At 45.5% G+C, this 16,130-nt stretch carries 17 protein-coding genes and 1 pseudogene; 14 read left to right on the forward strand and 4 right to left on the reverse strand.

Translation table 11 applies throughout. The features are described from left to right. Nucleotides 1-15 precede the first annotated feature (15 nt). Genes sufD through sufB form a run of 4 tightly spaced genes read left to right on the forward strand, consistent with a single transcriptional unit; the run spans nucleotide 16 to nucleotide 4,399 of the window. Nucleotides 16-1,329, forward strand: coding sequence for a Fe-S cluster assembly protein SufD (sufD, locus tag RUW00_RS12330; RefSeq protein WP_014418824.1), 1,314 nt, complete (start codon nucleotides 16-18; stop codon nucleotides 1,327-1,329). Beyond that, on the forward strand, nucleotides 1,329-2,549 hold the full coding sequence (sufS, locus tag RUW00_RS12335) for a cysteine desulfurase SufS (protein WP_014418823.1): 1,221 nt from the start codon (nucleotides 1,329-1,331) through the stop codon (nucleotides 2,547-2,549). The genes sufD and sufS overlap by 1 nt, the downstream gene beginning before the upstream one ends. Further along, nucleotides 2,539-2,982 carry a Fe-S cluster assembly sulfur transfer protein SufU gene (gene sufU, locus RUW00_RS12340; protein WP_003151877.1) on the forward strand — a complete coding sequence of 148 codons (444 nt, stop codon included), beginning with the start codon at nucleotides 2,539-2,541 and terminating at the stop codon, nucleotides 2,980-2,982. Before sufS ends, sufU begins: the two co-directional genes overlap by 11 nt. Before the next feature lie 19 nt (nucleotides 2,983-3,001). Further along, nucleotides 3,002-4,399 carry a Fe-S cluster assembly protein SufB gene (gene sufB / locus RUW00_RS12345; protein WP_007410090.1) on the forward strand — a complete coding sequence of 466 codons (1,398 nt, stop codon included), beginning with the start codon at nucleotides 3,002-3,004 and terminating at the stop codon, nucleotides 4,397-4,399. 35 nt (nucleotides 4,400-4,434) lie between these two features. Here sufB and csn read toward each other — a convergent pair whose 3' ends face one another. Continuing rightward, nucleotides 4,435-5,271 carry a chitosanase gene (gene csn, locus RUW00_RS12350; protein WP_003151879.1) on the reverse strand — a complete coding sequence of 279 codons (837 nt, stop codon included), beginning with the start codon at nucleotides 5,269-5,271 and terminating at the stop codon, nucleotides 4,435-4,437. 136 nt (nucleotides 5,272-5,407) lie between these two features. After that, nucleotides 5,408-5,869 carry a DUF2691 family protein gene (locus tag RUW00_RS12355; protein ID WP_071181967.1) on the reverse strand — a complete coding sequence of 154 codons (462 nt, stop codon included), beginning with the start codon at nucleotides 5,867-5,869 and terminating at the stop codon, nucleotides 5,408-5,410. A gap of 128 nt (nucleotides 5,870-5,997) precedes the next feature. On the opposite strand from RUW00_RS12355, the gene RUW00_RS12360 reads away from it, so the two are divergent. The 4 genes from RUW00_RS12360 to RUW00_RS12375 all read left to right on the forward strand — a co-directional run bounded on the left by RUW00_RS12360 (nucleotide 5,998) and on the right by RUW00_RS12375 (nucleotide 9,243). Continuing rightward, nucleotides 5,998-6,498, forward strand: a complete 501-nt coding sequence (locus RUW00_RS12360) for a hypothetical protein (protein ID WP_280144606.1) — start codon at nucleotides 5,998-6,000, stop codon at nucleotides 6,496-6,498. Nucleotides 6,499-6,569: 71 nt separating this feature from the next. Then, nucleotides 6,570-7,304, forward strand: a complete 735-nt coding sequence (locus tag RUW00_RS12365; protein WP_021493999.1) for a DUF6060 domain-containing protein — start codon at nucleotides 6,570-6,572, stop codon at nucleotides 7,302-7,304. Between the two features lie 382 nt (nucleotides 7,305-7,686). Beyond that, nucleotides 7,687-8,802: an NAD(P)/FAD-dependent oxidoreductase gene (locus RUW00_RS12370; protein ID WP_094296272.1), complete on the forward strand. Its 1,116-nt coding sequence runs from the start codon at nucleotides 7,687-7,689 to the stop codon at nucleotides 8,800-8,802. A 66-nt stretch (nucleotides 8,803-8,868) separates the two neighbouring features. Beyond that, a complete protein-coding gene (locus tag RUW00_RS12375) occupies nucleotides 8,869-9,243 on the forward strand; it encodes a nucleotide excision repair endonuclease (protein ID WP_095270506.1) in 375 nt (124 codons plus the stop codon). A gap of 38 nt (nucleotides 9,244-9,281) precedes the next feature. Here the strand turns inward: RUW00_RS12375 and RUW00_RS12380 are convergent, their stop codons facing one another. After that, nucleotides 9,282-9,554, reverse strand: a complete 273-nt coding sequence (locus RUW00_RS12380) for a DUF1648 domain-containing protein (RefSeq protein WP_007410095.1) — start codon at nucleotides 9,552-9,554, stop codon at nucleotides 9,282-9,284. 123 nt (nucleotides 9,555-9,677) lie between these two features. Here RUW00_RS12380 and RUW00_RS12385 point away from each other — a divergent pair, with 123 nt between their 5' ends. The 3 genes and pseudogenes from RUW00_RS12385 (at nucleotide 9,678) to RUW00_RS12395 (ending at nucleotide 11,732) form a co-directional block, all read left to right on the forward strand. Next, nucleotides 9,678-10,208 carry an SdpA family antimicrobial peptide system protein gene (locus tag RUW00_RS12385; protein ID WP_137987873.1) on the forward strand — a complete coding sequence of 177 codons (531 nt, stop codon included), beginning with the start codon at nucleotides 9,678-9,680 and terminating at the stop codon, nucleotides 10,206-10,208. 32 nt (nucleotides 10,209-10,240) lie between these two features. After that, nucleotides 10,241-11,057: pseudogene (locus RUW00_RS12390) on the forward strand (sporulation-delaying protein SdpB family protein); the annotation flags it as partial. Nucleotides 11,058-11,141: 84 nt separating this feature from the next. Continuing rightward, nucleotides 11,142-11,732, forward strand: coding sequence for a sporulation delaying protein family toxin (locus tag RUW00_RS12395; protein ID WP_017418971.1), 591 nt, complete (start codon nucleotides 11,142-11,144; stop codon nucleotides 11,730-11,732). 33 nt (nucleotides 11,733-11,765) lie between these two features. Here the strand turns inward: RUW00_RS12395 and RUW00_RS12400 are convergent, their stop codons facing one another. After that, nucleotides 11,766-12,692 (reverse strand): MerR family transcriptional regulator, encoded by a 927-nt coding sequence (locus RUW00_RS12400; RefSeq protein ID WP_017418972.1) that lies wholly within the window; start codon nucleotides 12,690-12,692, stop codon nucleotides 11,766-11,768. Between the two features lie 196 nt (nucleotides 12,693-12,888). Here RUW00_RS12400 and RUW00_RS12405 point away from each other — a divergent pair, with 196 nt between their 5' ends. The 3 genes from RUW00_RS12405 (at nucleotide 12,889) to RUW00_RS12415 (ending at nucleotide 16,129) form a co-directional block, all read left to right on the forward strand. Next, nucleotides 12,889-13,875 (forward strand): SIS domain-containing protein, encoded by a 987-nt coding sequence (locus RUW00_RS12405; RefSeq protein ID WP_014418814.1) that lies wholly within the window; start codon nucleotides 12,889-12,891, stop codon nucleotides 13,873-13,875. A 73-nt stretch (nucleotides 13,876-13,948) separates the two neighbouring features. Further along, a complete protein-coding gene (locus RUW00_RS12410) occupies nucleotides 13,949-15,214 on the forward strand; it encodes an ABC transporter substrate-binding protein (RefSeq protein ID WP_029973610.1) in 1,266 nt (421 codons plus the stop codon). 24 nt (nucleotides 15,215-15,238) lie between these two features. Next, nucleotides 15,239-16,129 carry a carbohydrate ABC transporter permease gene (locus RUW00_RS12415; protein WP_012118373.1) on the forward strand — a complete coding sequence of 297 codons (891 nt, stop codon included), beginning with the start codon at nucleotides 15,239-15,241 and terminating at the stop codon, nucleotides 16,127-16,129. Nucleotide 16,130: the final 1 nt, after the last annotated feature.

Below are 16,130 nucleotides of genomic sequence, written 5' to 3' on the forward strand. Positions count from 1 at the left end.
GTTAGGGGGATAATCATGACATTGGAAACGAAACTATCCGTAGATCAGGAATATGTCAAAGGCTTTTCCGAAAAGCATCAAGAACCTGCCTGGCTGAAAAACCTGCGCTTACAGGCTCTTGAAAAAGCTGAAGATCTGCCGCTGCCTAAGCCTGATAAAACAAAAATCACAAATTGGAACTTTACAAAGTTCAACAAGCATACAGTAGAAAATGCGCCGCTTGCTTCTTTAGAAGATTTAGCTGATGAAGCAAAAGCGCTGATCGATATCGAAAACGAAGACAAAACGTTATATGTGCAGCGTGACCAAACGCCCGCTTTCCTTTCTCTTTCTAAAGAACTGAAAGACAAAGGCGTCATCTTTACGGACATCTTAACGGCTGCCCGTGAGCACAGCGACCTCGTTGAGAAGTATTTCATGAAAGACGGCGTTAAGGTCGACGAGCATAAACTGACCGCGCTTCATGCAGCATTAATGAACGGCGGGGCATTCCTTTATGTTCCTAAAAACGTTCAGGTGGAGACGCCTGTTCAGGCCGTTTACGTTCATGAAAGCAATGACACGGCATTGTTCAACCACGTGCTGATCGTCGCTGAAGACCACAGCTCCGTCACTTACGTTGAGAACTACATCAGCACGGTGAATCCGAAAGAAGCTGTATTCAACATTATCAGTGAAGTGGTCACAGCTGATAATGCCAGCGTGACGTACGGCGCCGTTGACAACCTGTCAGCAGGCGTCACAACATACGTCAACCGCCGCGGAGCCGCGCGCGGACGCGACAGCAAAATCGAGTGGGCGCTCGGACTGATGAACGACGGCGACACGATTTCTGAAAACACGACAAACCTCTACGGAGACGGCACATACGGCGATACGAAAACCGTAGTTGTCGGAAGAGGAGAACAGACGGAAAACTTTACGACGCAGATCATCCACTTCGGTAAGGCTTCTGAAGGCTATATCCTGAAGCACGGAGTCATGAAAGATGCCGCATCTTCCATCTTTAACGGAATCGGCAAAATCGAGCACGGCGCGTCTAAAGCAAACGCTGAACAGGAATCCCGCGTTCTGATGCTGAGTGAAAAAGCACGCGGAGATGCAAACCCGATTCTTTTAATTGATGAAGACGATGTAACTGCAGGACATGCGGCATCTGTCGGCCGTGTGGACCCGATCCAGCTTTACTACTTAATGAGCCGCGGAATTCCGAAAGAAGAAGCGGAGCGCTTAGTCATTTACGGATTCCTTGCTCCGGTGGTAAAAGAGCTTCCGATTGAAGGAGTTAAGAAACAGCTCGTCTCCGTCATCGAAAGGAAAGTAAAATAATGAATATCACCGATATTCGTGAACAGTTCCCGATCCTTCATCAGCAAGTGAACGGACATGACCTCGTGTACCTTGACAGCGCGGCGACTTCCCAGAAGCCGCGTGCTGTCATTGAAGCAGTGGATCAGTATTACAACAAATACAACTCCAATGTCCACAGAGGCGTTCATACTCTTGGCACGAGAGCGACAGACGGCTATGAAGGTGCGCGTGAAAAAGTCCGTAAGTTTATCAATGCGAAGTCAATGGCTGAGGTCATTTTCACAAAAGGCACGACAACTTCACTGAATATGGTGGCGCTGAGCTATGCCCGCGCCAGCTTAAAACCCGGTGATGAAGTGGTCATCACCCAAATGGAGCATCATGCGAATATCATTCCGTGGCAGCAGGCTGTCAAAGCAACCGGCGCGACTTTAAAATATATCCCGATGCAGGAAGACGGCACGCTATCGTTGGACGACGTCCGGCAGACTGTTACAAGCCATACGAAGATCGTGGCAGTCGCTCATGTGTCAAACGTGCTCGGCACGATCAACCCGATTAAAGAGATCGCCAAAATTGCTCATGACAATGGCGCGGTCATCGTGGTGGACGGGGCGCAAAGCACACCGCACATGAAAATCGACGTTCAGGACTTGGATTGCGACTTCTTCGCGCTTTCTTCCCATAAAATGTGCGGCCCGACGGGAATCGGCGTGCTGTACGGCAAGAAAGAACTGCTTGAGAATATGGAGCCGGCCGAATTTGGCGGCGAGATGATCGACTTTGTAGGGCTTTATGAATCAACTTGGAAAGAGCTTCCGTGGAAATTTGAAGCAGGCACGCCGATTATCGCAGGCGCGATCGGATTGGGAGCCGCGATTGATTTTCTTGAAGAGATCGGACTCGACGAGATTTCCCGGCATGAGCATAAGCTTGCAGCCTATGCGCTTGACCGTTTCGAGCAGCTAGACGGCGTGACGGTATACGGTCCGAAAGAACGGGCGGGACTTGTGACATTTAATCTTGATGAGGTTCACCCTCATGATGTCGCGACTGTCCTCGATGCTGAGGGCATTGCGGTCAGAGCCGGCCATCATTGCGCCCAGCCGCTCATGAAATGGCTGGATGTATCTGCTACTGCGAGAGCGAGTTTTTATCTGTATAATACAGAGGAAGAGATCGATAAGCTCGCGGAAGCCCTCCAAAAGACAAAGGAGTACTTTACAAATGTCTTTTAATGCAAATTTAGATACATTATACAGACAAGTGATCATGGATCATTACAAAAATCCGCGCAACAAAGGGGTTTTGGATGACAGCATCGTCGTCGATATGAACAACCCGACTTGCGGCGACCGGATCAGACTGACAATGAAGCTTGACGGCGATACCGTTCAGGAAGCGAAGTTTGAAGGAGAAGGCTGCTCCATCTCCATGGCTTCAGCTTCCATGATGACGCAGGCGATTAAAGGAAAAGATATTGATACCGCCCTTTCCATGTCTAAGATTTTCTCAGACATGATGCAAGGGAAAGAGTATGACGACTCAATAGATCTCGGGGATATTGAAGCCCTTCAAGGCGTTTCGAAATTCCCGGCCCGGATTAAATGTGCCACCCTTTCATGGAAAGCACTTGAAAAAGGAGTCGCTGGCGAAAAAGGCGGCAATTAAAAGATTGGAGTGAAAATGGATGGCTAAAAAAATGCCTGAAATTGGTGAATACAAGTACGGTTTTCACGATAAGGACGTTTCCATTTTCCGTTCAGAGCGCGGATTGACAAAAGAAATCGTAGAAGAAATTTCACGCATGAAAGAAGAGCCTCAATGGATGCTTGATTTCCGCCTGAAATCTCTTGAGCATTTCTACAACATGCCGATGCCGCAGTGGGGCGGGGATTTAAACTCTTTAAACTTTGACGAAATTACGTATTACGTAAAGCCGTCTGAGCGTTCAGAGCGTTCTTGGGATGAAGTGCCTGAGGAAATTAAACAGACATTCGACAAACTCGGTATTCCTGAAGCTGAGCAAAAATACCTTGCCGGTGTTTCTGCACAGTACGAATCCGAAGTTGTTTACCACAATATGAAAGAAGATCTTGAAGAGCAAGGCATCGTCTTCAAAGACACAGACAGCGCGCTGAAAGAAAATGAAGACATTTTCCGCGAGCACTGGGCGAAAGTTATCCCGCCGACTGATAACAAGTTTGCGGCGCTGAACTCAGCTGTTTGGTCCGGCGGATCTTTCATCTACGTGCCTAAAGGCGTGAAGGTTGAAACACCGCTTCAAGCTTACTTCCGCATCAACTCCGAAAACATGGGTCAGTTCGAACGTACACTGATCATCGTTGACGAAGAAGCAAGCGTTCATTACGTAGAGGGCTGTACGGCTCCTGTGTACACAACAAACTCGCTTCACAGCGCGGTTGTTGAAATCATCGTCAAAAAAGGCGGCTACTGCCGTTATACAACAATTCAAAACTGGGCGAACAACGTTTACAACCTAGTAACGAAACGTACGGTTTGTGAAGAAAACGCGACGATGGAATGGGTTGACGGAAACATCGGTTCTAAATTGACGATGAAATATCCGGCTGTCATTCTGAAAGGTGAAGGCGCGCGCGGCATGACGCTTTCTATCGCTCTTGCGGGCAAAGGACAGCATCAGGACGCGGGTGCGAAAATGATTCACCTTGCACCGAATACGTCATCCACAATCGTATCAAAATCGATTTCCAAACAGGGCGGAAAAGTAACATACCGCGGTATCGTCCACTTCGGACGAAAAGCGGACGGCGCCCGTTCAAACATCGAGTGTGATACGCTCATTATGGATAACAAATCAACTTCTGATACAATCCCTTACAATGAAATCCTGAACGACAACATTTCATTGGAGCACGAAGCGAAAGTATCAAAAGTATCTGAAGAACAGCTTTTCTACTTGATGAGCCGCGGTATTTCTGAAGAAGAAGCAACAGAAATGATCGTTATGGGCTTCATCGAGCCGTTCACAAAAGAACTTCCGATGGAATACGCAGTTGAAATGAACCGTTTGATTAAATTCGAAATGGAAGGTTCCATCGGTTAATAGTAAAACCCCGCCATATGGCGGGGTTTTTTTGTTTATTGAATAGTGAAATTACCGTATTCGCTTGACCGGACATGAATCGGCCCGTTTAAATTGTAGTTCTTCTCTTTGACAATATCGCGGAAAACGTCGACACGGGCAACCGATTCTCTCCATTCATCCTGAGTGTCCTCATCTGACGGATTCATCAGATCGTCATAGCGCACATCCAAGAATTTATTGAGCCATTTCTTTTCATCAGTTCCGTCTTTCGGTGACCCGCCCATTTTTTTGTTCGTGCGTTTAATCAGGGCATAAAAGGAGTCCGGATCATCGCCGTCGCCATGCTGAATCACCGTATCGTACATCACTGCTTTTGCCAAGGCCGTTTTCAGTCCGGCATTTTCTGAACGTTTCATCGCCGGCTGATAATACAAGCTGTCATTTACCTTATCTTGGGCAGCGCGGAAGGCTTTATCATTGCCAAGTGAGCGCCAGGCAGAAGCGAATCCTTTCAGATTGCTAATGTCATCGCTTTCGTCCTTCGCAAGACGTCGCAATTCAGGCAAATACTTTTTCAATTTGTTATTCGGCACCGCTTTCGTGTATACTTCGACTACTTCCAGCGCATCTCCGGTAGCCGTCGTAAAGCCGGCCCGCCCGCAAGTGTAACCTCTTCCGTCATCCAACGCTTCAACATATCCGTATTGGATTTCCGTCTTTCCGTTTTCAAAGATGCTGGTCAGCTGTTCCGCCCGGCGCTTCTGATCCTTATTCAGCCCGGCCGCAAAAACCGTACCGCTCATCATCAGGGTAAAAAACATGGTGAAAATAAGAGATGAAACCGCCGTCTTCTTCCAAAAACCTGCTTTTTTCTTCAAGCTGATTTTCATTGCCATACCCCTTTCATATGTAAGTTACGCACTCAGTATACATGAGGGGGTTGTTTTTTTGTTGAAAACACACGAATTTGTCAATATTTTGAATCCTAAGCCCTATCCGGCGCTTCATAAAAAGAACGCACCTTCATCAGACAGACAATCCCGTTCTCGCGTCATTCTCATCTGTAACATAGTCAACGCGGTGAAACCCGCATTGTACAGCCTGCTGATAAAGGGCTTCGAGCATAACCGGATCTTTGCAATATAACGTTACATACGAGCAATCTGCAATGAGAAGCACAAGCTCACAGGAACTCTCCAAATATTCCTCATACGTATTGATTTCCGTTACCATCCCGCCCGGGAAAGCTTTCAATTCAGCAAAAATCATATAATAAGGGTTTCCTTCCAGACGCTGACGGAGTTCTTGACCCTGAATGATGCGCTGATTTTGCGGAAACAGGTCTGTATCGGTGTCTTCTTTGAACTCAATATACGCCTCTCCATCACCGATAAACCACGTATAGGGAGAGATCGGGAACGGTTGTAATATATCTGCCGCAAACCGTCCGAATTGATTTGGGATGTTAAAAGTAATGCCGCGTTTCATAATAAAATGAGGAAATCGAATAACTAATGACTGACTATTTTGAAATTAAATCCATAGGAGCTTTATTTTATTACTGTAAAATTGCTATAATAATAGCTAATATGTTTCTAAATTGGAGGACTATTGTTATGAAGGGGAAAAAGATCATTATTTGTTTATTGGTCATCTGTATTATTTTCATAATCAGTTTGTTTTTTATTAAGAATAATGAAACTCCTGATTCAGCGAAAAAATTTAATACTGAACAGGAAGCTTTACAGTATGCTAAACAAGAATCACCTTATATCACTGATTTTATATATGAAACAAAGGAAATTGACAATGAAAAAGTTGTGATATACAAATTTGAAGAAAATAAACAAATGGGTATAGGAACAGGAACATTGGCATGGAAAGATAAAAAAGTTATATGGGTAAAGAATGGAAATGGTGTAGCGCTTAAAAATCAGAATAATAAGACAGATATTTCATTTGATGTAAAGTCTTATTCAGGTAAAAAATATAAGTTATATGCTGGATTTAACAAAACGAAAAATCTGAAAATTGAAACTCAGACAGATAATAATGTAACCCCTCATGTGGATAAGAAATCTGGAATATATTATTTGTTAATTCCTAGTATAAATTAATCACACCTAGTTTACAAAAATATACTTCCCTGGTAATATTTTAATGTGTCATAAAAATAAGGAGGGTGTATATGAAAAAGAAAGTTACGCTTTTGATTGCAGTTTTCGTGGTATTTTTGATGATTTTTGGAAATCCCTCGAAAGGATTCGCTGTCGAGCAATATACTATTAATCTATCTGATTCAAATGTAGAAAAATTTTATGATGAGGAACAAGGTGCAGTAATCGCACCATTCAAAGCGTCAGAACATGGGCTTGTACCTGTTTCAAAAGATGAATATGAAAAAACGACTGAAATAAAAGAAAACGAAGATTTAGAGAATGAGTTTGTTGTTTCTGAGGAAAGTAATGACGAATTAGAATTTAAGCCCTATGCTGACGTTGATCTTAGATATTGGAGATATAAAGAAAAATCAGCCACTAAATATTATGGTGACCCTATTAAAGTTTCAGCAACAATTAAGTGTACTACATCATCGTGCAGAGTAGATAAACAGACGCAAGCTACTGTATCTAAGTCTTACAGTGTTAATGCTTCATCAGAAATTCAAGCTATAAACTATGGAGCTAGTTTTAATTTTACGTCAGCAAAATCTTATTCTACTACATATTCCTTTACGCTCAAAAAAGGCCAATCTGGATATATAGCCTTTAAACCATACAAAAGAAAGTCTACAGGTACCCTAACGCAGTATTCTACAATGCATGGTAAAATCAGCAGTAAATCAGCCTATGGAAGATCAGCGATTAAGATGAAAACTGGAGAAGCTGATGGATACTATACTTTTGTTTTTACTAAAAAATAGTATGATAGATCAATTTATATAGTGGAAGGATAATAGTGATAATGCCTTTATCCTCTCAATAAGGACGGGGCTTGATACTTAGCCGCGTTCTTTGATGTTCTCTTTTGTTCTTGATCTGTATATACGTTGATTATGACTTTTGAATTGATACTGGCTGCTGTTTGAAAGCTTGCGATTGTCGATTTAGGGTCTGTGTTTTCTTCACATCCATGATGATTTACGTTTAAGACATCACCTTTTCTCTATTGATAGATGGAATCTTTGATAGGAGAGCGAAGAGATTGGTCGACCTTCTGCTTTTTCATATGGGGGCAAAAGGTCGAAGCAAAGCGCTCCATTTGTTAAAATAAATAAGACAAAACAGATAGAAAAGGTGTTACACATGAAGTCTTATATGATTATCGGGGCCGGCATTCTCGGTGCGTCCGCGGCTTATCATCTCGCAAAGGCCGGGGCGGATGTAACGGTCATTGACCGGAAACACCCGGGGCAGGCGACTGACGCCGCGGCGGGGATCGTCTGCCCGTGGCTGTCACAGCGCCGCAATCAGGCATGGTATGCGATCGCAAAAGGCGGCGCCCGTTATTATGAACGATTGATACAGCAGCTTGAAGCTGACGGAGAAACAGAAACCGGTTATCAAAAGGTCGGAGCCGTCAGCCTCCATACGGATGAAAAAAAGCTCAGCCAAATGGAGGAAAGAGCTTATAAAAGAAGAGAGGATGCCCCTGAAATCGGTGACATTACAAGACTGACTCCGGAAGAAACGAAGGCGCTGTTCCCCGCGCTGTCGGAGGAATACGGGGCAGTTCATGTCAGCGGCGCGGCCCGGGTGAACGGGAGGGCGCTACGTAAGGCGCTGTTAAATGCGGCCGTTAAGCACGGAGCGGCTGTTTACAATGAAGAAGCGTCAATATTGACAGAGGACGGTGCCGTCATCGGTGTGAAAACCGCAGAACGCACGCTTACTGCCGGCCAGGTTCTCGTAACGGCCGGCGCTTGGGCGAGAGAGCTGCTTGAGCCGCTCGGCATCCGTTTTTCAGTATCATACCAAAAGGCGCAGATCGTTCATTTAGAGCTTCAGGGAGAGGAGACGGGCGGCTGGCCCGTCGTCATGCCCCCAAACGATCAATACATTCTCGCCTTTGACAGCGGCAGAATCATAGCGGGTGCGACTCATGAAAACGATACCGGCATGGATTTGCGGGTGACGGCCGGCGGTCTCCGCGAGATTTTTGACAAAGCATTAACCGTGGCGCCGGGCCTTTCAGACAGTACTGTAATAGAGACAAGAGTCGGTTTCAGGCCGTTTACTCCCGGTTTTCTTCCCGTCATCGGCAAAGTGCCGAATATCAGCGGGCTCCTCGTTGCCAACGGGCTGGGCGCCTCAGGACTGACGAGCGGGCCGTATCTGGGGGCTGAACTGGCGAAACTCGCGCTCGGTCAGCAGACGGAAATTGATTTAAGCCTTTATGATCCGGCCGGGGCGCTTGAATAAAAAATAGCTTTTGGCGCATTCTTATGATAGGATGGAGCTTTAATGAATAAGAGGACGTGACCCATTTTGATAAAAATAAACCTTCCTGCTCCTGATGTAACCATTACGGAACGGCATCAGTCACCGTCGGAGAATGAACCGGCGATTAAAGCGATTTACGGTTTCATTGATTTTCACCAAATTCCGAGAGACAAAGGCGGCATATTTATGTTTTATAACATTCATGATGAACTGCTGTTTGTCGGGAAAGCCCGTAAATTAAGACAAAGAATCAAAAAGCATTTTGAAGACAATGTGTCGCCTGTTAAACATCACAGGGACGAAGTGTATAAAATTGAAGTATGTGTCGTAAATGATCCGATGGAAAGGGAGATTTACGAAACGTACGCGATCAATACCCTTCAGTCGAAATACAACATTGAGAAAGTATTTTATAAATAAGAAAAACCGGAGCTTAAGGGCTCCGGTTTTCTTTATGTTTACAGTGCCAGCCACATCACGGCAATATGCACGATCAGCAGACAGTAAACGACGAGGAATAGCTGGACGACCTTTTTTCTGAATAACATGCAGATCATCATGAGCACAGGAAAAATCAGGACGCCGGCCGTTTTATTGATTGATGTATTCGGACGGTTTGACACGTCATAGTGAATGGCCATATCAGCAGGAAGAAACGGATAAAACACAATCGACAGAATAAAGGCGAGAACCACAGCTCCCCACAGCACTTTATCATTCATCAAAAACATATGAACACTCCTTTTTTACATATAATAGTATATTAGTTCGAAAAATCTAATTTACCAATATTTTACCTGTTGATTGGTGTATAATCATGTCAATGAAATTTCCATACGCTAGGAGGGTTTCAATTGACTGACAAGAAGCAAACCAGCATGTTTTCATTCTTTCTTTTTATCATGGCCGCCTGGATCATCGTTTTGTTTTTTACCGTCATCGCGGCACTGCCAAGCTCTGCCATCCAATTAACCAAGCATCAATCCAAAACCGTTTCCATGATTTATCCGCAAAGCTGGGGATTTTTCAGTAAAGATCCGAGAGAAGACAGCTTGAACATCTATCTTCTTGATGCCGATGAGGAGCTCAGATGGCCGAATAATTCTCTGAAAAATGTGATCGGCTTAAACCGCTACGGGCGGACGCAAGGGATAGAGCTCGGTCTTATGCTGGAAAAGCTGCCTTCCAAAGAGAAGTGGAATGACTTTGCGGCTGGCCAAGACTTTAAGGATACCACATTTTTGAAAATGAAAAATGAGTCCCCCTCCCCAAGGCTGAAAGGGAAAATGATCATTACATATGAACGCATTACCCCGTGGGCATGGAGCCAGCATACCGAAACGAAAAGAACCATCAAAAAATACATCGGAGTGGATGTCAATTGATTCAGGATGCAAAAAAGCAGCTCACCTTATGGATGATGAAGAATCCGCCTTGGACAAATGTGTACGGGCTTGCCAGAAGCTTAATCGCGCTCGGCACGCTGCTGACATTGCTGTTCAATCCGGCATCTGTCTTCTTCAAAACGCAAAATCAAATGCTCAGCTTTTCCGACACGTTCAGCCTGTTTCTGCTGTTTCCCGATTTCCGTTACATTGAGATCGTCAAAGCCGTTTGTATCTGTATGTTAATCCTTGTCGTCATTGGCTGGCGGCCGCGAATCACCGGTTTTTTTCACTGGTGGATTTCGTACAGCTTCCAAAACTCCGCCGTTACCCTTGACGGAGGAGATCAGGTGGCTGCCGTTTTTACACTGCTGCTGCTCCCGCTGACATTAACCGATCCGCGGAAATGGCACTGGTCTCCGTACGAGGCGTCTTTTGAGAAAAGGCCGCTTGAGCCTTATTACCGCTCCTTGTGCTGGGCGACGCTGACAATCATCAGAATACAGGTCGCAATGCTGTATTTTAACTCCGTCATTGCCAAACTGATGGAAGAAGAGTGGCAGAACGGAACTGCCGTTTATTACTATTTGAACGATCCGATGCTGGGTCTGCCGGATGCGCTTCACGGTCTGTTTGACTTTATCCTGCAGTCCAAGCTTGTCATCATCCCGACTTGGGGCACGCTTATTGTGCAAACCATTATGTTCTGCGCTTTGTTCGCTCCGAAAACATATTGGCGTCTGATATTGTTTATATCCATTTTTATGCACGAAATCTTTGCCGTTATGCTGGGGCTTACCTCGTTTTCCATTACGGTGGCTGGTATTTTGGTCCTGTTTTTGGTGCCGGCAGAGAAAACAGTAGCTTTGAACCATTACAATCCCCTTTTTATCAGATACAATTTTTTCAATAAAAGGAAAAGGAGGAAATTATATGGTTAAAAGCAAGAAGTCCGCAGCTGCCATGATGCTGGTGTTTGTTTTAATGGTTGCATTAGTCGGCCCGCATGCCGCGGCGAAAACTGAGCCATCCGTCTCTTATTCGGGTGAAGACATTTTTTCCGGCATCTTTTTCGGACAAGGTGAGGTCGCAAAGCTCCTTCCTGAAGTATGGGATACCAAGGCTGTCAAAAAGATTGATCAGGATGAATTAAAGCAAGTTTCCGATCAGGTGATCACTGATATTAAAAAGTCATCGCCGGATTATTTTAAAGAGTTGAAAGCGGCGGTCTACAGCGGCGATTATGAGAAAGTGAACAGCGTCATTGATCAAGGTTCGCAGATTATGGCGAAAGTGCTGAAAGAAGAGTTTGACAAAAAGAGCATGGACAAAGGAAAATCAACGGCCATCGGCCAATGCGCAACGGCTGTATGGGTATTTTTAAACGCGGCGGCCGCCATTGAGACGATCGCTCTTGCGGTAGCGGCCATCATTTTGACAGTAGCAAGCGTTGACGAAGATTCCGACTTAGGAAAAGAGCAGCTCATCGCTAATGTCGTTGACCGCATTAACGCGCAGCACTGAGGCTGAAGAAAGAAAACGCTAAGGAAACGAACCTTAGCGTTTTTTTGATTGAAGCATCTCTTTTAAATATGCTTCTGAATCAAAGCCGAGTTCCTCGTCGGCTTCTTTTTTCAGTTCAAGCTGAAGTCGCACGTACGTGTCATATTTCGGGCTGAGCTTTTGAAGAAGATTGCTGAAAGGCGATCCCGCCTTCAGCGCGGGCAGATCAGAAGCGGATTCTCCGACCTTGATCAGGCTTTCTCTGTATTCTTCATCTGTCTGCACTCTTTTCACAAGCTGAATGATGATGTTTTTATGAGTGTCCCAAGTGGCAGGGTCTCTCTCCAAAATCCGCTCGATAAATTGGTCATGCTGGACTTTGTGCTGCTGGAGCTGAGCCGGATCCTCCTTGCCGACCAGCTGCATCATCGGGTGTTCAGCCGGAACTTCTTCCATATCATCCAATACTTTAATAAGCTCCGCCCATATCGCTTTTTTCTCATCTGTATCAATAGAAAAGTCGAGGAACGGTTCAAACAGCGCGGCGATAAATTCTCCGAAATCTCCCGGGAACAGTTTTTTCAGCTGAAGTCCCATATACTTCGGTTCATCTATTTTGACCTCGCCGATATCATGCAGAATGGAATCGACATTTTCCGCATCTTCCACGCGCTTGATCAGCATTTCAGTCAGTTTCCGTTCCTGCTCAAGCTCTTCAATCTGCCGGCTGAGCTTTTGATGCTGCTGGCGCAGTATATCATGCAGACTGCTGCCCTCTAAGAGGAACGCTTTAATATCGCTTACAGACAGTGCCAGCATTCGGAGGGCGGCAATCATTTTCAGCGTATTCACGTTCTGAGCGGAATACTCACGGTATCCGTTATCAGGGTTTTTGCTGACGGTGATTAAACCTTCCTGCTCATAATATTTGATGGCTTTTTTCGTGAGACCCGTCTGCCTGGCGGCTTCTTTTATATTCATTCTGAATCACTCCCTGCTTTTCATTCTAAACGTGTCTCTAAGGGTCAGGTCAAGAGAGGGCGGGAAATAAGGCGGGTTTATTTTATATTTTAGAAATTTCAGAAAATATGATTGACAACGCACCTTTGTTGCGATTAATATAACGTTATATAATGTTATATAACGTTATATAATAAAACACTGAGGAGTGAAGGATTTGAGTCAAACTGCCGCACAAGTGAATCACAAGGTTCAGGCTTTCTTGGATGATCTGAAAGGAAAAACGATTGACCACGTCTTTTTCGTCGCTTGCGGGGGTTCTTCAGCCATTATGTATCCGAGCAAGTACGTGTTTGACAGAGAGGCGAAAGCCATCAGCTCTGATCTCTACAGTTCAAATGAATTTATTCAGCGCAATCCCGTTCAGCTCGGAGAGAACTCTCTCGTGATTTTATGTTCTCATTCAGGCAATACGCCGGAAACGGTGAAAGCCGCCGGTTTCGCCAGAAAAAAAGGCGCGCTTACGATTGCGATGACCTATGAGCCTGATTCGCCGTTAGCGAAAGAAGCCGAATATGTCGCGGTTTATGACTGGGGTGAGAACGCACAGGCGATAAATACGAATTACGGGGTTCTGTATCAAATCGTGTTCGGCGCTTTACACGTGCTGGAAAACCATCCCGCGTTTGAGCAGGCGATCGACGGACTCAATAAGCTCCAGACCGTATATGACAAAGCGCTTAAACAAGAAGCGGATCACGCAAAGGCATTCGCGAAAGCCCACGAAAAAGAAGATATCATTTACACGATGGCAAGCGGTGCGAACTACGGCGTCGCTTACTCCTACAGCATCTGCATTCTCATGGAAATGCAATGGATTCATTCCCACGCCATTCATGCCGGAGAATATTTTCACGGCCCGTTCGAAATCATTGATGAATCCGTTCCATTTATTATCCTGCTCGGCTTAGACGAAACAAGACCCCTTGAAGAGCGGGCGCTTTCCTTCTCAAAAAGATACGGCAAAAAACTGACTGTGCTTGATGCGGCAGCATATGATTTTTCCGGAATTGACGATTCTGTAAAAGGCTATCTGGCTCCTCTCGTATTAAACCGGGTGCTCAGAAGCTATGCGGATGCGCTGGCGGAAGCAAGGAACCATCCGTTAAGCCAGCGGCGTTACATGTGGAAAGTCGAATATTAAGAACGCGCATTATATTTCACCGGACTATAATGATATATAACGTTATAGTCCGGTGACAAAGGAGGAAAAGCATCTGAAAAAGCTCATCTGCCTGTTCGTTCTGTTAGCCGTATGTCTGTCAGCCGCCGCCTGTTCAAGCCAAAGCAGTTCCTCTGACGGAAAAGTGACCTTGAAGTTTTTTCACAGGTGGCCGAAGGAGCCGGAAAAAAGCTATTTTGAAGAAGCGGTCAAAGAATTTGAAGCCGCTCATCCGGATATTCATATCCAAACGGAAGCGGTCTTAAACGATTCTTATAAAGACAAGGTGAAAGTCATGCTCGGAACAACGAGCCCCCCTGATATTTTCTTTTCATGGAGCGACCGGTTTGCTTATAAATTCATCAAAGGAGATAAAGCCCTCGATCTGTCGTCTTACTATCAGCAGGATAAAGATTGGTCCTCACAGCTTGTGCAGTCACAAATCAAACCCTTTACGCATGACGGAAAACAGTACGGCGTTCCGTGGCAAATGGACGCTAAATCATTCTTTTATAATAAGGACATTTTTCATACATTACATTTGAAGCCCCCGGCGACATGGGATGAACTGATCACAGTCTCTGAGAAATTGAAAGAGAACGGATATATTCCGATCAGTTTCGGCACAAAAGCGCCTTGGACGATTTCTCATTATATCGGGACGCTGAACCAGCGTATGGTGGATGAAAAAACGCGGGCGAAGGATTACAGCCCGGAAACCGGGGAGTTTACGGACGAAGGCTATGTCAAAGCGCTTGAAAAGCTTCAGGAACTTCTGCCGTACTTTACAAAGCACGTGAACTCCGTTGATCACGAATACGTGCGCCAGCAGTTTACGAGCGGCAAAGCGGCGATGATTTATGCGGAAACGGCAGAAATTAAGCTCGTCGAACCGGTCAATCTGGGCTTGTTTCCTTTCCCGAAAATCAGCGGCGAAAAGGGATCTCCCCGTGCACTGACCGGATCTCCGGAAGGATTTATGATTTCCTCAAAAACGAAGCACCCGAAAGAAGCCATGGAATTTCTTCAGTTTTTAACCTCGAAAAAAATGGGAGAGAAGCTGATAAAAGACGTCGGTAAATACAGCGCGGTTCAAGGAACGGCGACAGAAAACAATTCCACCCCGATCCAGCGCGAAGCCGTGCAGGATATCGTCCGCGCCGAATCAATGGTGCCCTGGTTTGATATGGATGTTGACGTTGAAATCGCCGATGTGTATGCGGCAGGCGTTCAGCAGATGCTCGGCGGCACAATGACACCGCGCGAGGTGATGAATTCCGTGCAGAAAGCGGCGCGTCAGGTCAGAGCGTCATCTGAATAGAACAGATTTCTTTGGAGAAAGGAGATGAGGATTTCCTTGGTCAGCCGAAAACGTTTCATTCCGTATCTGTTTCTCGCGCCCGCGCTGATTTTTCTGCTGTTCGTTTACATTCCGATTATTGAGAATGTGTTTTTCAGTCTGTTTGAATGGAGCTCATTTCAACCCGAAAAGACGTTTATCGGTTTGAAAAATTATATTGACCTGTTTCACGATCCCGTGTTTTTTACAGCACTCCGCAACAATGTGCTGTATGCGGTCATATCGCTGATTTGCCAGGTTGGCGGCGGCTTAATTCTGGCGGCCGTGCTGGAAGACAGATTGGTAAGAAAGTGGTCGCCGTTTTTCCGCACGGTCTTTTTTCTTCCGGTCGTTATTTCCATGACCGTTATTGCGCTGTTGTTTGATTTTATTTATAACCCGGAAATCGGGCTTTTGAATCAGCTGCTGGAAGCCGTCGGACTTGATGAACTGACCCGGGCGTGGCTGGGCGATGAAAACACCGCTATGCTGTCTGTCATTTTTGTGTCTCAATGGCAGTCTGTCGGTTACATCGCCATGCTGTATATTGTCTCGATTCAGAGCATTCCCGCTGAATTATATGAATCGGCGCAGCTGGACGGAGCCGGAAAAATCCAGCAGTTTTTTCACATTACGGTGCCACAGACGAAAGAAATGTCGTTTGTTGCCGTGGTGATGACGCTGACCGGCGCATTTACCGTATTTAATGAACCGTATATTCTGACCGGCGGGGGGCCGGGCAATGCTTCAGAAGTGCTGAGCACATTTTTGTATAAGAGCGCTTTTACAAAGGATATGATGGGCTACGCTTCTGCGATCGCGACGGTGGTGCTTTTGCTGACGCTTGCTCTGTCGCTTATTCAGATGAAATTCTTTAAGACCGGAAAGGAGGAGTAGC

Origin of the sequence: Bacillus sp. IS1 (assembly GCF_032461585.1) — a bacterium.
Classification (GTDB): domain Bacteria; phylum Bacillota; class Bacilli; order Bacillales; family Bacillaceae; genus Bacillus; species Bacillus velezensis.